This window comes from Dyella japonica, from assembly GCF_040545895.1.
Taxonomy (GTDB): domain Bacteria; phylum Pseudomonadota; class Gammaproteobacteria; order Xanthomonadales; family Rhodanobacteraceae; genus Dyella; species Dyella japonica_D.
In genome coordinates this window covers 93,535-106,686 of the sequence record NZ_JBEPMU010000005.1, presented here as the reverse complement: position 1 = coordinate 106,686, position 13,152 = coordinate 93,535, and the positions used below count along the sequence as shown (strand labels likewise).

The following is a 13,152-nucleotide window of genomic DNA, read 5'->3' as shown; positions in this document are numbered from 1 at the left end:
CTTACTTCACCTCGTCGTAGACGTATTCGTGCTGGTCGTCGCGCAGCACCAGCTTGCGCCTGTCGGCCGTCCCGGCGACCACGAATTCGAAACCGTCGGTACCCGGCGAGATGGTGACGAACGACAGCGAACCATCGTCGTTCCGGCGCGACGCCACCTCGCTGTGCCACGCGCCAAAATTGAATACCGCGTTCTTGCCGTTGCGATCCACCTGGATGCTGCCCACCGACGGATTGCGGTAGTCGTTCGCCAGCTTCGCCACCTCCGCCGGGTCGGCCGGCACGGTGAGGCGTTTGCGCTCGGCGGCAATCTGCGCCTTGAGGCGTTTGACGCCGGCATCGATGTCGCCCTGCGCCAGCGGCTTGCCGTCGAACAACACTTCCAGCAGGCGCCGCTGGAACGGCCCGCGAATGAACACGCCGGCATCGGCGTTGGTGAGGATCACCGCGCCCACGCCTTGCTCCGGCAGCCACATCATGTCCGAGTGAAAGCCGGCCAGGTCGCCGCCGTGATGCACCACCGGCACGCCCCAGGTGTGATCCACCATCAGGCCCATGCCGTAAGTGGCGGTGGTGCCCAGCGCTACGTTGGGCTTGCGGCGTTCGAGCAAGGCCTGGGTCGAGACATAGCGCTCGCCGTCAGGCAGCACGCCGTTGGCCAGCTCCATCTGCACGTAGCGCAGCATGTCGCTCACTGCGCTCCACGCCGCGCCCGCGGGGCGCGCGGCGCGAATCGAATCGTTGATGCCCATGCCGGCGACGGCGGTGTGGCCATCCACATCCAGGCCATGCGGCGTGGCATGGTTGCCGAGTAGCGCGCGGTCGTAGTCGAAGGTGGTGATCTTCATGCCGAGCGGATCGAACACCTGCTTCTGCATCGCCAGGTCGTAGGCCGCGCCCAGTTCCATATCCGGATACAGCACGTGGCCGCCGATGTAGCCCGCGGCCGCCGCCATCAGGTTGGAATACTGGAACAGTTCGCCGAACTTGCTGGTGGGCTGCATGCCGGACAAGGCCCGCAATACCGTGGCGGGCGTGGCATCGCGACTGTTGAGCAGCCACTCCATGTCCTGCCGCGGCATGCCGGTGCAGGCGCAGATGAGGTGGCGCATCAACACCTGTTTCGTCGTTGCTGCATCGCCCAGCTTGAAGGTGGGCATCACCTGCACCACCGGCGTGTTCCAGGTGAATTTCTTCTGGTCCACTTCGCGCGCCAGCATCAGCGTGGTCAGCGCCTTGGTGTTGGAGGCGATCATGAAAAGCGTGTCGGCGTCGACGGCTTCCGGCTTGTTGATCTCGCGCACGCCCAGGCCGCCGGCGAAAACCACCTTGCCGTGATCGATCAGGCCAATGGCCACGCCCGGCACGTCGTATGCCTTGCGTGCGTCGTCCACGAAGGCCTTGAGCGTCTGCACGCGCGCGGCATCGAGTGGATGCGCGCTCTTGCCCGCGAAACTTTCCCGCTTGTAGCCCTTGGGCAGCAGGCGATCGGAAATGGCGCGCAGTTGCGAGGCGCGCTTCTCGCCCACGGCATTGGCCACGTCGTAGATCAGCACCGTGTATTGCTCGCCATGGCGATAGGCGATGGCGGTGACGCCGCGCTTGTCGTTGGCGGACGTCTCGTAGTTGTAGACGCGGATCTGGTCCCAGTCGTCGCGCGGGGCGACATCACTGGCCACCTGCAACGGCCAGGTCTTGGTGGGCGCGTAGGCTTTCCATGCTTGCGCGACGGCGTCATCGGGCGTGGCGGCCTTCACGTCGACCAGCACGGCCTGCGAGCCTGCTTCGGGCGGGTTGAGCGTCACCTTGTTGCCGCTGGCGTGCAGCGTCCAGTCGGCGGGCACCATGAACTGCGTGCCGGCGGAGGTCGCCTTGGGTGTGTCGGCTTTTATCGCGGCGCCTGCGGCTGGCGCCGCAGGTGGCGGCGTGGCGCCGGCCAGCGCCGAGGTAGTCAGTACGAACAGCCCGACGAACGCAACGCAACGCATCAACATGGAGGTACCTCGCAAGGAGAGGGAACACTCGTGCTGGACGTATCGCACCGGCATGGCGCGACACGGCGGGTGATGCCGACGGCTCCGGCGAGTCTACACAGGTTGCGATGTCATGCCAGTGCGTGGGGGCCGCGGGAAGCCTGCCGCAGGCCCGTGCGATGTCCTCGCGATCAGGCGCAGCCGCCGCGTTGAAACATGCTCAGTTCAAGGCGGCGGCGCGCATGCCTTCGCCGCGCACACGGCCGGGACAGCGGCCGCTCACGCGCTTGAACAAGCGACGGAAGGCCGCTTCGCTGCTGTAGCCCAGTTGCTGCGCAATGCCCGCCACGGATTGCTGGCGGTCGCGCAACAACTGCTCGGCCACGCTGACGCGCCATTGCGTGACGTACTGGATCGGCGGTTGCTTCATCAGCTGCGTGAAGCGTTCGGCAAACGCCGAGCGCGACATGCAGGCCAGGGCGGCCATCGACTGCATGGTCCAGGCTTTTCCCGGGTGGTCGTGCACCGCTTGCAACACGCGTGCAATGCGCGGATCGGCCAGCGAGGCGAACAGCCCTTGGCGTTCTCCGGTGGTGCGCGAGTATTCGCAGATCGCCAGCGTGAACAGCGCATCGGCAAGCTTGTTGAGCAGCACGTGGCGGCCGGCACAGTCGGCATGCACTACCTCGGCCATGGTCGCAGCCAACTGGCGGAAGGGTGCGCTGGCACTGGCGGCGTGGATGACCATGCACGAAGGCAGGGCGAGATTGAGCGGGTGTTGCGCGGTGCCGGTGAAGCGGAATTCGCCGCAGATCAAACCGGTGTGGTGCAGCTCGTCGGGAACCGTGCCGCTCAGTCGATGCGCCGCGCCGTGCGGGAAGATCACCAGGTCGCCGGTTTCCAGCGTCACGGCCCCGTCGAGTTCGTCGCTCTCCACCTGGCAACGGCCGGTGCCCACCAAGTGAAACAGGCCGCACTCGTAACGCGGTGCATCGGCATACCACGAGCCGCATCGATGCAGCTCGGCCACCACCTGCACCTGCAGCATCGACCGGTTGAGCAGCGATTCCAGCGCCGGCGCTACCAGTTGCGGACGGGGGCCGGCGGGTAGCGACGGGTTCGGTTCGATGTACATGGGCTTCCTTCCGGCGGCAGTCTCATGAAGAACTTCGCCGCCGGTGGCTTGCCGGTTACATCGCTACGTTCCAGGCAGGGCCAGCCGGCCAATGAGCCCCTCGTCCAGCCACTGCGCCAGCAGTGCCGCCATGCGGGGCAGGGCGGCCATGCCGTGGCGTTCGGACAGGCGCTCGCACAGGTGTGCGAAGCTTTCGCCGTTCAGGGCGCCCAGCAGGGCGGGAAGTTCGCCGGTCGCCACCTGCCGATAGTGCACGTCCAGCGCCGGCCGCCAGACCAGCAGATGGCGCGGCCGACGCCAGCGACGCAGCGCCGGGCGCGGCTGGCCACGGTCGGCCGCGCGGCGGAACGCATCGACGTTGCAGGTGCCGCGCAGCAGCTTTGCGTGCGGCAAGGGATGCAGCCGCAACGTTGCCCATGCGTCGGGAGCGATGCCGGCAAGATCGCCCGTGCTCACGGTGACATGGTCGGCCGCATCGAACGCGCTGGAAATGGCCCAGTCCAGCTGCGCCATCTCGGCCAGTTCGGGGCGGTCGCACCAGGGCGAGGTGTGCGCGAGAAACGTCGCGAGCCCGTCGCCATGCCAGCGGATATTGAAGTGCGTGGACGGGTGCGCGGCCACGTAGTCGTCCAGCAATCGTGGGAATTTGCGCCCGGCCAGCAGGGCAAGGCCCGGAAACTCCGTGGCCAGCGCCTCGCGCAGGCGAATGCGGTAGCCATGCTGGTAGATGGCAAGCCGGCTTGCCTCGTCGGCCTTGTCGTCGCCGTGCAATGAACCCGCCAGGGGCGAGGCGCCCACCAGCATGGCGCTGGCCAGTTGCACCTGCATGGCGCGCAGGTCGTTCATGCGGCTTCCTGCATCAGCGCGTCGGCAAGCGAGCGCGCATGGTCGAGTTCCGCGATCAATTCGGCGAGCGGCGGAATATGGTCGTCGCGCTCGATCATGGTGGAGACGCGGCCAAAGCGGCGCACGGCTTGCACGTAGAGATCCCACACCGCATCCACCACCGGCGCGTCGTGCGTGTCGATCAACAGGTCGCCGCCGTGTTCATGGCCGGCCAGATGAAACTGCTGCACGCGCGAGGAGGGCAGGCCATCGAGGTAGTCGAGCGCGGAGAAGCCGTGGTTGTGCGCGCTCACGTGCACGTTGTTGATGTCGAGCAGGAGCAGGCAATCGGCGCGCTCGGCGACGGCGGCGAGAAACTCCCATTCGGTCAGCTGCGACTGCGCGAAGCTGATGTAGCTCGACACGTTTTCCAGCAGGATGCGCCGGCCGAGCTTGTCCTGCACGCGACGCACGCGATCCACCACGTGGCGCAAGGCTTCCTCGGTGTATGGCAGCGGCATCAGGTCATGCAGGTTCACGCCCTGCACGCCGGTCCAGCACAGGTGATCGGAGATCCACGCGGGCTCCACCTGTTTCGCCAGTGCGGCGAGCTGGTCGAGATACGCCATGTCCAGCGGATCGGTGCCGCCGATGGACATCGACACGCCGTGCATCACCAGCGGAAAGCGTTCGCGAAAACGTTCCAGCCAGCGCAGCGGGCGTCCGCCGGGCACCAGATAGTTTTCCGACACGATCTCCAGCCACTCCACGTTGCCCGGTTCGTCGATCAACGTTTCGTAGTGATCGACACGCAGGCCGAGACCGAAGCCGAGATAAGGCAGCTGGCGGGAAGATGGCATGGCGTTGCTCGCAGTAAAAAATGCGGGGCTTCCGGGCGATGCCGAAAGCCCCGCGATCACGCTCAGGAGGCCTTGGCGGCTGCCTGGGCGGCGTCACAGTCCTGCTGGCTCTTCTGCATGGTGAAGCCCTGGCCCTTGCAGGCGTTCTGGCCCTTGCAGGCATTGCTGGCCTGCTTGCAGGCGCCGTGGCCCTTGCAGGACGACGAGTTCATGCACTTCACGCTGGCGGTGTCGGCCGTCTTGCCGCCCGCGGTCTTCTCGGCGGCGGAAGCGGACATCGTGGTGACGGCGAACAGACCGGCAACCATCATTGCCATGGCGGCACCGTTGAGCTTGTTGGTCTTCATGGAAACACTCCTGTCATGTCATGACGGCCGCCGATGGCGGCGCGGATAAACAACGTCGGGCCCGGACACCATGGCCAAGCACTGCCGACCTGAGCATTCTCGACACACCGGTGGCCGACGGCTGTCCCCACGCGTCTGCCTTTTGTGCCCATTCGTCCGGCGATGGGCACGCCACGCAGGACCGGACGGCGGGCAAGAAAGCATGGACGACCAGCCATGGCGGCAAACCGGGGCGCTTCGCATGATCAACGCACCTCGCTTTCACGGAACCTCTCCCCATGCGCCCCTTCATCGCCGACAAGGCAACGCATCTGCTCCAATGGCTGCATCGCATCGAGTGGCTGGGACCACTCGTGGTGCGCGTGGTGTTCGGCTACTTCTGGCTGGAAACCGGCATCGCCAAGGTGCACAACCTTGACGGTTTCACCCAGCGCTTCGTGGGCTGGGGCATTCCCTTTCCGGCGTTCAGCGCAGGACTTTCCGCCTGGACCGAACTGGTCGGCGGCCTGCTGATCCTGCTCGGCCTGTTCACGCGCCTGGTGTGCATTCCCATGCTCATCAACATGGCCGTCGCCGTGATCCTGGTGGTGTCGGCCAACCTCACCGGCCTGGACGACTACGTGGAGGCGGACGAGATCGTCTACAGCCTGATCTTCTTCTGGCTGCTCATCAGCGGGCCGGGCAAGGCGAGCCTGGACACCCTGGTGGCGAGGGCGCTGGGCATTCGCACGGCATCCGCCGCCGCGTCGCCGGCGCGCGCCGCCATCCCGCTCGTGGCCGACTGACGGCGTCGCACAGGAATCATCGTGAACATCAAGACTCAAGCGTCCCGGTGGATCGTCGGCATCGCGTTGTCGGTGTCGGCCGGCGTCGCTGGCGCCGACGAAGTGCCGTTCAACCAGGCGGCCTATGCGCAGGCTGTCGCCGCTGGCAAACCCGTGGTGGTGTATCTGCACGCGGACTGGTGCCCTACGTGTCGTGCGCAGCAGCCCATCGTCGATCGCCTGTCGAAGGAGCCGAAGCTCAAGGACGTGACGATCTTCGTGGCTGACTTCGACAAGGAAACGGCGCTGGAGAAATCGCTGAAGGCCAGCCAGCAATCCACCTTCGTAGTGTTCAAGAACGGGCACGAGGTGACGCGTTCCACGGGACAGACGGCGGAACCCGCCATTCGCGCGGTGCTCGAGCAGGCGCTCTGATGGATTTCGGTCTGGGCACGTACGCGCTGGGTTTCGTGGCCGGCATGGCGACGCTGTTGTCGCCCTGCGTGCTTCCCATCCTGCCCATCCTCATTGCGTCGGCGTTGTCGCGGCATCGTTGGGGCGCGGCGGCGCTGGCGTTGGGCTTGAGTCTTTCGTTCGCGTTGACGGGGACGTTTCTCGCCACGCTGGGCGCCTCCATCGGCTTGGATCCAAGCACCTTGCGCATCGCCGCGGCCGTCCTGATGGTGGTGTTCGGCCTGGTGATGGTGTTGCCACCGTTGCAGCGCGTGTTTGCACGCCTCACCGCACACGTGGGCAACAAGAGCCAGCAGGCATTGGGCTCCGTGCGCGGCGAAGGCGGCTTCAGTCAATTCCTGATCGGCCTGCTGCTGGGCCTGGTGTGGAGCCCGTGCGTTGGCCCCACGCTGGGCGCGGCCACCACGCTGGCGGCGCAGGGCACGCATCTGCCGCAGATTGCCTTGTTGATGTTGGTGTTTGGCCTGGGCGCGGGCTTGCCGTTGCTGGCGCTGAGCACGGTGTCCGGCGCCGCCATGACGCGCGTGCGCGGCTCGCTGATGTCGGTGGGCGGCGTGGCCAAATCCGTGCTTGGCCTGTGCTTCGTAGTGATTGGCGTGCTGGTGATCAGCGGCCTGGATCGCCGCTTCGAAGCGCTGGTGCTGGCGATCAGTCCCGACTGGCTGACGCGCCTCACCACGTCGCTGTGAGGCGCTTGTACTGCGCTAGTGCCACTTCACCGATTGCAGCAGGTCGGAAAGCCCCACCCACAGCAACTGCATGCCGATGCAGAACGTGACCAGCGCAAACAGGCGCATCACGATCTTGGTGCCGCCCGATCCCAGCCACCGTTCCAGCGTGTCCGCAAAGCGCATGCAGATATAGATGCTGGCGCACAGCACCACCAGCGCGGCGGCCACGCCCAGCAGATGGACGGGCGAGAGGCCTTCCTGTGGCGAGCTGGTGCCCAGCGCGATGGCCACCGAGATGGAACCGGGGCCCACCATCAGGGGCAGCGTCAACGGATAGAAGGTCTTGGCGGCGAGCGAACCGGTGTGCGCCGAAGGGTTCACTTCCTGGGCCTTCTCGTTGGCGGCGGCATCGTCGTCGGGCTTCTGCAGCAGGTTCCAGCCCGCCACCGCGATGATCATGCCGCCGGCCAGACGCAGCACTGGAATGGAAATGCCGAAGAAGGTCAGCACGTAGGCACCCATCAACAGCGACACCAACAGGATGGCGAAGCTGTTGGTGGTGATGCGCCAGGCCAGGTCGGTGCGCTCGGCGGGCGTGGTGCCGGGCACCATGCTCAACACGATGAAGGCCGAGCCGATCGGGTTGATCACGGGGAACAGGCCCGTGATGAGCAGCAAGGCGGTCTGGGTGAAATCCTTGAGCATGCGCGCAGCTCCCTGATGCAGGCTTGTGGTGGGAAAACGTAGCACGTCGCTGGGCGACAGCGCCCCTCATGCCTGCGTGTTTGCCTCGTCCTGTGTCGCGAAGCGGTGAAGAATGCCGCCCAGGCTGCGCAGGTCCTGGCTGTTGTGGCTGGCCACGCGATGCAGCGCCTGCGCCGAACCGCCGCGCAGATAGCCCAGCCACGCGGCAGGCGCTTCGGAGCCGGGCAGGTCATCGTCGCGCACCACCTGCAGCAGCTTTCGTTCGGCGGTGGCAAGCCGGCAGTTCTCCCAGGCGCCACGCCAGCGACGCCGCACCGGGTGCAGCAGGTCGATGTGCGCCAGCCCTTCGAGCGGACACATGCGCTGGTGCAGCCGAAAGCGCGTCTTGAGCAGGGGCGAGTCGTACGACTTGCCGTTGTAGCTCACCAGCACCGCGTCCGGGCGTAGCCATGAGGCAAAGCAATCGAGCATGGCCGCTTCGCCGCCCAGCGTGCTGATGAGCAACTGCCGTTCGCGAAAGCGTCCTTCATGCCAGTCGCCCACGCCGATCATGAAGGCGCGCGTGCCGGTGCCACCAGCGAGTCCGGTGGTTTCCGTATCGAAGAGCACCAGCCGTTCCGCTGCGATCACTTCATCGACACGCGCAAACGCGGCGTGGAACGCAGGCGGTTCGGGCGGCCATGCGCTGCTCGTTTCGCATAGCTGCAATCCGGGCGCGATGGTTTGTCCGGGCAGTGACGACGATTCGTTGTTCGTCCTGCGTCGAGGCGTGGCTGCAGCGCTGTGCGCGCGCTGGCGGACACCGAGCAACTGGGCGATGTTGTCCGGCAGCGCGGGACGCGGCTTCGACGGCGTGGTCACCGGCGCCGGTGCGGGCGGCGACACGCCGGCCTGCCGACGCAGGCCGCGCAACTTGTCGGCAAGCGCGCTCACAGCGCCACGATCAGGTCGAGCACGCGCGCAGCGAGCGATTTCAGCGAGCGTTCGTTCTGTTCGTCGATGGCAAGCACGGGACCTACGCATGCGGGACAGCCGCCGCGACAATCGCAGCGATGTACCAATTCGCGTGCCAGGCGCACAAGATCTTCGCGACGTTCGAACAACGGCGCGCTGAGCCCCACGCCGCCAGGGAATGCGTCGTAGAGATACAGCGTAGGGACGAACGGGCCGGTCATCGACGGCTCGCCTTCGCCGAAGCCCGAGCGCAGTTGCGCACGGCCGTTGGCATCGGGCGTGGCGAACCACGCGCCGTCGCCACTGCCCACGGCTTTCTGCAGATCGCGCGCTTCCGCCATCACCGCAACCGTGGCCACGATATGCAGCGCATGCGCGGCAGCGAGAAAGCCATCCAGGGCTTCCTGCCGATGATCGAAGGCCTGCTCCAGCGCGCGCTGTGGCAACTGCCACCACACGGCGGTGGTGTGCAGTTCCAGATCGGGAAGATTCACCGGCCCGTAGCCGATGTTCTCGTGCGTGTAGTAGCGAATCTTCTTGTAGCCGGCCACGCGACGCGCCACGTGCACTTCGCCGTGATGCGCGCTGCCGTTGCCGGCGGGCGAGCCGTCGAAGGCTTCCAGCACCTTGAGCTTGGTGTAGTCGATGGCGTCGGTGTAGTAGTCGACGTGGGTGCGCGTGACGAAGGCCTTGCGGTTATTCCAGTCGAGTTTCTCCACCTGGTAGGGCACCGACTGGATCATGTGGATGGCGCCTTCGTACAGTGTGAGCGAGGCCGCGCTGAAATCCACTTCCGCCACGATGGTCTGGCGGCCGTCGGTGCGATCCACCACCACGAAGTTGCCGTCCGCCACCGAACGCAGCGACACCGCGTTGGCGGGATAGCTGTCGGCAATCCATTCGAAGCGTTCGCCCTCCTGGTGAAGCACGCCTTCCTCAGCCAGCACCTGCAGCCACGGCGTGGCGTCCTGCGGGCCGAACAGTTCGCCGTCCTTGAACGGCAACTCGAAGGCGGCGCAGCGGATATGGTCGAGCAGGATCAACGGTTGATCGGCGGCGATTCGCGCGTGTTCCGGCGTCGCGCCCTGGAAGAATTCCGGATGACGCACCAGGTACTGATCGAGCGGATCGCTGCTCGCCACCAGCACGCCCAGCGATGCCTGCTGCCGGCGACCCGCGCGCCCGAAGCGCTGCCATGTCGCCGCCACGCTGCCCGGATAACCGTTGAGCACCACCACGTCGAGCGCGCCGATATCCACGCCCAGCTCCAGTGCCGACGTGCTGACGATGCCATCCACAGAACCCGCGCGCATCTCGCGTTCCGCCGCGCGCCGTTCGGTGGGGAGGTAACCGCCGCGATAGGCGCGGATGCGCGGTGGCTTGCGCGGATCGCTGTCGAATACATCCTTCAAATACTTGGTGAGCACTTCCACCATCAGGCGCGATTGCGCGAACACCAGCGTCTTCAGTCCGGCGCGGATCGCGGTGCGCGCGATGCGGTTCGATTGCGAACGTGCCGACGCGCGCAGGCCGAGATCCGGATTCACCACCGGCGGGTTCCACAGCAACACATGCTTCTCGCCCACCGGCGCGCCGCTGTCGGTGATCGCAGTGACCGGCTGCTCGATCAGCGCGCTGGCGTGCTCGGCCGGGTTGCCGATGGTGGCCGAGCACAGGATGAATTGCGGCGACACGCCATAGAACGCGCACACGCGCTGCAGGCGTCGCAGCACATTGGCCACGTGCGAACCGAACACGCCGCGATAGGTGTGCACTTCGTCGATCACGATGTAGCGCAGGTTCTCGAAGAACTGCGCCCACTTGGTGTGATGCGGCAGGATCGCCTGGTGCAGCATGTCCGGGTTACTCACCACGATGTCGCCATGCAGGCGGATGGCCTGTCGCGCATCGCCCGGCGTATCGCCATCGAACGTGAATGCCTTCACCCCCAAGTCGCCGGCCTGATTGAGTTCGAGCAGCTCTGCCACCTGGTCCTGCGCCAGCGCCTTGGTGGGGAACAGGAACAGCGCCTTGGCGCGCTGGCGTATCGCCGCGCTGATTACCGGCAAGGTGTAGCACAGCGATTTGCCCGATGCAGTGGGTGTGGCGATCACCACGTGCTCGCCCGCCGCAGTGGCATTCCACGCCTGTGCCTGATGCGCATAGAGCTGGCTGATGCCGCGCGAGCGCAAGGCATCTGCAAGTGCGGATGGCATATCGCCGGGAAGCGGTGCGAACTGGCCTTCGCGACCCGGCAACACGAACGAACCGGTGATGCGATCGCCATAGCGCTTGGCGAGCCGTCGTGCCAGTTGATCGCCACCGGATACCGGCGCGGCCAGTGCGCCGTCGTTGCGCACCGCGCGTTGGGCCATGGGGTTGGGCAAGGCGTTCATCGGTGCGCTCCATCCGGGGACGGCATTGCACCTGCAGGCCGTCTCAATCCCTGAGACGGCGCAAGCCAGTCCACATTCGGCATCATCATTGGTCAGGTCACAGATAGAGCTAGCCAAGCTACCTGCCGGTAGAAACTTACGTTGATCTCGTCCTAGCGCGAATGGATCACCGTCCATGTGGCTGTTTCACTAAGCATCACGGTATCGCGCCAGCGCGACCGTCGATGCCAGGGGGAGCACATAGGAAGAGCCAACACGTTTGTGTTGCGCCTGCTGCCGAAAGGAAACGGGGAAAATGATGAAGCAAAGGGCGCAGTGCGGTGTTGCACGTTGGTGGCTGCTTCGCTTGGCAGTATTTTTGGTACTTGCAATGCCTTATTTGGCAACGGCGGGAACTTACTTCAATACACCGTTCTACTTTCAAGGCTACGACGCGAAACAAAATCTCGTTCGCTACAACTATGACAAGTTCGACGACGCAGTCGACAACGCAAAGAAATATTTAGTTTCCAGCTATCCGGCATCCAACCCCGCCGTATGCCTGCCACAGTCCGCGTACGAAGATGACGCTTTACGCATCGCTTCAGGCTACATCGCCAAAGTCTCCTATGCATCGACCGACCCTAAGGTCTCCTGTCCAACTAATGTCTTAAATATCCAGTTGACCCAATACAACAACGATCCAGAGAAGAACACCGGGGATGCCGGGAACTGCGATGGTGGCATTGGCGTTAGCGGTGGGGATGGCGTCGTTACGTGTGCTGGCACGACGTTTATTGGTGACCCCATCAATGTGGCCGCCGGCAACAAGTACGTCCAGGAGACAGATGTCGAAGTCTCGCCGTGGCTTACGTTTCGACGGTTCTACAACAGCCAAAGTGGAATCGTCCGTCAAACGACACTGGGTTCTCAATGGCGTCATTCGTTCGATCGCGCATTGTCGTTCCTCAACACCATGCCAAACGGAAAGGGCACGTCGTACATACTGGTTCAACGTCCCGACGGCCGTAGCGAGCGTTTCCGCGCAGGGACCAACGGTAGTTGGGTCACCGACCCAAACATGGCCGACACGCTGACCTCCGATAGCACGGGCTATACGTTGTTTGTCGCTGGGCCAAATCAGTTCGAGCGGTACTCAACAGCGGGCCAGTTGCAATACGTCATGGACCAGTCTGGCCAGTCCGCCACGCTCGCTTACAACGGCGCCCAGTTGCAATCGGTGACCGACCCTCAGGGCCGTACTTTGCGCTTCACGTATGACGGCAACGGTTTTCTTCGCACCCTGACGGTGCCAGACGGTGGCGTGCTCACCTTCCCCGCATCGATCACATCGTCCTACCTCTACGACGAAAACAGCCAGCTGCTGGGCGAGTACGGCGACACCATGCGCGACTACCTCTGGCTGGATGGCATCCCCGTGGCGGTGAGTGATACCAAGCTGCGCGGTGGCCTATCGCTCTCGTTTCAGACCACCACCAGCTACGTGCATGCCGATGGCTTGAATACCCCGCGCGCCATCACCGATGCCAGTGGCAAGGTGCAATGGCAATGGAGTTATACCGGCAATCCGTTTGGCGAGCAGCTACCCACGAGCAGCACGGGTTTCGTTTACAACCTTCGCTACGCAGGTCAGTACTACGATGCGGAGAGCAGGTTGATGGACAACATCCATCGCACCTATGAGCCGGCAACGGGGCGGTATTTGCAAAGTGATCCAATTGGCTTGGCGGGTGGGTGGAGCACATATGCCTATGTGGGCGGTAATTCATTGAATGCGGCTGATCCGTTGGGTTTGTGGGTATACACGGGAAATCCCACTCAATGCGCCTTGTTCTCGGGCGGACTTCGGATGGCGCGTGATGCTGCAACTAGCCCGGATCTGGACGCGGCGCAGCAGGCAACTCTGGCTGGCGCCGTCAATGCTTATGGGCGGGAGGGAGATTCGTCTGTGCGAATAGTTTTCAACCAGGAAAACAATTTCACTGGGGCGGTGACTGGGCTGCGTAAAAACGGGGTCAGGTTCACTTCTATCGTTTAGGGTGTGGTGAG

General features: G+C 64.6%; 12 protein-coding genes. 4 read left to right on the top strand and 8 right to left on the bottom strand.

What is annotated here, in order from left to right; genetic code table 11:
- Nucleotide 1: 1 nt before the first annotated feature.
- The 5 genes from ABIC75_RS16305 to bufA2 all read right to left on the bottom strand — a co-directional run bounded on the left by ABIC75_RS16305 (nucleotide 2) and on the right by bufA2 (nucleotide 5,139).
- Nucleotides 2-1,993, bottom strand: a complete 1,992-nt coding sequence (locus ABIC75_RS16305; RefSeq protein WP_354014946.1) for a serine hydrolase domain-containing protein — start codon at nucleotides 1,991-1,993, stop codon at nucleotides 2-4.
- 199 nt (nucleotides 1,994-2,192) lie between these two features.
- Nucleotides 2,193-3,107: a helix-turn-helix transcriptional regulator gene (locus tag ABIC75_RS16300; RefSeq protein WP_354014945.1), complete on the bottom strand. Its 915-nt coding sequence runs from the start codon at nucleotides 3,105-3,107 to the stop codon at nucleotides 2,193-2,195.
- A gap of 63 nt (nucleotides 3,108-3,170) precedes the next feature.
- On the bottom strand, nucleotides 3,171-3,953 hold the full coding sequence (locus ABIC75_RS16295) for a DNA-binding domain-containing protein (protein ID WP_354014944.1): 783 nt from the start codon (nucleotides 3,951-3,953) through the stop codon (nucleotides 3,171-3,173).
- Complete coding sequence (gene bufB / locus ABIC75_RS16290) at nucleotides 3,950-4,792, bottom strand: MNIO family bufferin maturase (RefSeq protein WP_354014943.1); 843 nt, start codon at nucleotides 4,790-4,792, stop codon at nucleotides 3,950-3,952. The genes ABIC75_RS16295 and bufB overlap by 4 nt, the downstream gene beginning before the upstream one ends.
- Nucleotides 4,793-4,854: 62 nt before the next feature.
- Complete coding sequence (bufA2, locus tag ABIC75_RS16285; RefSeq protein WP_354014942.1) at nucleotides 4,855-5,139, bottom strand: BufA2 family periplasmic bufferin-type metallophore; 285 nt, start codon at nucleotides 5,137-5,139, stop codon at nucleotides 4,855-4,857.
- 278 nt (nucleotides 5,140-5,417) lie between these two features.
- On the opposite strand from bufA2, the gene ABIC75_RS16280 reads away from it, so the two are divergent.
- From ABIC75_RS16280 to ABIC75_RS16270, 3 genes are read left to right on the top strand one after another with little or no spacing between them, the layout of a single operon-like run.
- Nucleotides 5,418-5,924, top strand: a complete 507-nt coding sequence (locus tag ABIC75_RS16280) for a DoxX family protein (protein WP_354014941.1) — start codon at nucleotides 5,418-5,420, stop codon at nucleotides 5,922-5,924.
- 21 nt (nucleotides 5,925-5,945) lie between these two features.
- Nucleotides 5,946-6,338, top strand: coding sequence for a thioredoxin family protein (locus ABIC75_RS16275; protein WP_354014940.1), 393 nt, complete (start codon nucleotides 5,946-5,948; stop codon nucleotides 6,336-6,338).
- Nucleotides 6,338-7,066, top strand: coding sequence for a cytochrome c biogenesis CcdA family protein (locus ABIC75_RS16270; RefSeq protein ID WP_354014939.1), 729 nt, complete (start codon nucleotides 6,338-6,340; stop codon nucleotides 7,064-7,066). Before ABIC75_RS16275 ends, ABIC75_RS16270 begins: the two co-directional genes overlap by 1 nt.
- 15 nt (nucleotides 7,067-7,081) lie before the next feature.
- On the opposite strand, the gene ABIC75_RS16265 is transcribed toward ABIC75_RS16270, so the two are convergent.
- From ABIC75_RS16265 to ABIC75_RS16255, 3 genes are all read right to left on the bottom strand, one after another.
- Nucleotides 7,082-7,753 (bottom strand): MarC family protein, encoded by a 672-nt coding sequence (locus tag ABIC75_RS16265; RefSeq protein ID WP_354014938.1) that lies wholly within the window; start codon nucleotides 7,751-7,753, stop codon nucleotides 7,082-7,084.
- Nucleotides 7,754-7,819: 66 nt separating this feature from the next.
- Nucleotides 7,820-8,686, bottom strand: a complete 867-nt coding sequence (locus ABIC75_RS16260; protein ID WP_354014937.1) for a ribonuclease H-like domain-containing protein — start codon at nucleotides 8,684-8,686, stop codon at nucleotides 7,820-7,822.
- Nucleotides 8,683-11,103: a DEAD/DEAH box helicase gene (locus tag ABIC75_RS16255; protein WP_354014936.1), complete on the bottom strand. Its 2,421-nt coding sequence runs from the start codon at nucleotides 11,101-11,103 to the stop codon at nucleotides 8,683-8,685. The genes ABIC75_RS16260 and ABIC75_RS16255 overlap by 4 nt, the downstream gene beginning before the upstream one ends.
- Nucleotides 11,104-11,398: 295 nt before the next feature.
- Between ABIC75_RS16255 and ABIC75_RS16250 the strand changes: the two genes are divergently transcribed.
- Nucleotides 11,399-13,141: an RHS repeat-associated core domain-containing protein gene (locus ABIC75_RS16250; RefSeq protein WP_354014935.1), complete on the top strand. Its 1,743-nt coding sequence runs from the start codon at nucleotides 11,399-11,401 to the stop codon at nucleotides 13,139-13,141.
- Nucleotides 13,142-13,152: the final 11 nt, after the last annotated feature.

What these genes read in the sequence shown, in the direction of transcription:
- ABIC75_RS16265 (WP_354014938.1), bottom strand. Translation starts at nt 7,753, where the DNA reads ATGCTCAAGGATTTCACCCAGACCGCCTTGCTGCTCATCACGGGCCTG.
- ABIC75_RS16255 (WP_354014936.1), bottom strand. Translation starts at nt 11,103, where the DNA reads ATGAACGCCTTGCCCAACCCCATGGCCCAACGCGCGGTGCGCAACGAC.
- bufA2 (WP_354014942.1), bottom strand. Translation starts at nt 5,139, where the DNA reads ATGAAGACCAACAAGCTCAACGGTGCCGCCATGGCAATGATGGTTGCC.
- ABIC75_RS16305 (WP_354014946.1), bottom strand. Translation starts at nt 1,993, where the DNA reads ATGTTGATGCGTTGCGTTGCGTTCGTCGGGCTGTTCGTACTGACTACC.
- ABIC75_RS16250 (WP_354014935.1), top strand. Translation starts at nt 11,399, where the DNA reads ATGATGAAGCAAAGGGCGCAGTGCGGTGTTGCACGTTGGTGGCTGCTT.
- bufB (WP_354014943.1), bottom strand. Translation starts at nt 4,792, where the DNA reads ATGCCATCTTCCCGCCAGCTGCCTTATCTCGGCTTCGGTCTCGGCCTG.
- ABIC75_RS16300 (WP_354014945.1), bottom strand. Translation starts at nt 3,107, where the DNA reads ATGTACATCGAACCGAACCCGTCGCTACCCGCCGGCCCCCGTCCGCAA.
- ABIC75_RS16295 (WP_354014944.1), bottom strand. Translation starts at nt 3,953, where the DNA reads ATGAACGACCTGCGCGCCATGCAGGTGCAACTGGCCAGCGCCATGCTG.
- ABIC75_RS16270 (WP_354014939.1), top strand. Translation starts at nt 6,338, where the DNA reads ATGGATTTCGGTCTGGGCACGTACGCGCTGGGTTTCGTGGCCGGCATG.
- ABIC75_RS16280 (WP_354014941.1), top strand. Translation starts at nt 5,418, where the DNA reads ATGCGCCCCTTCATCGCCGACAAGGCAACGCATCTGCTCCAATGGCTG.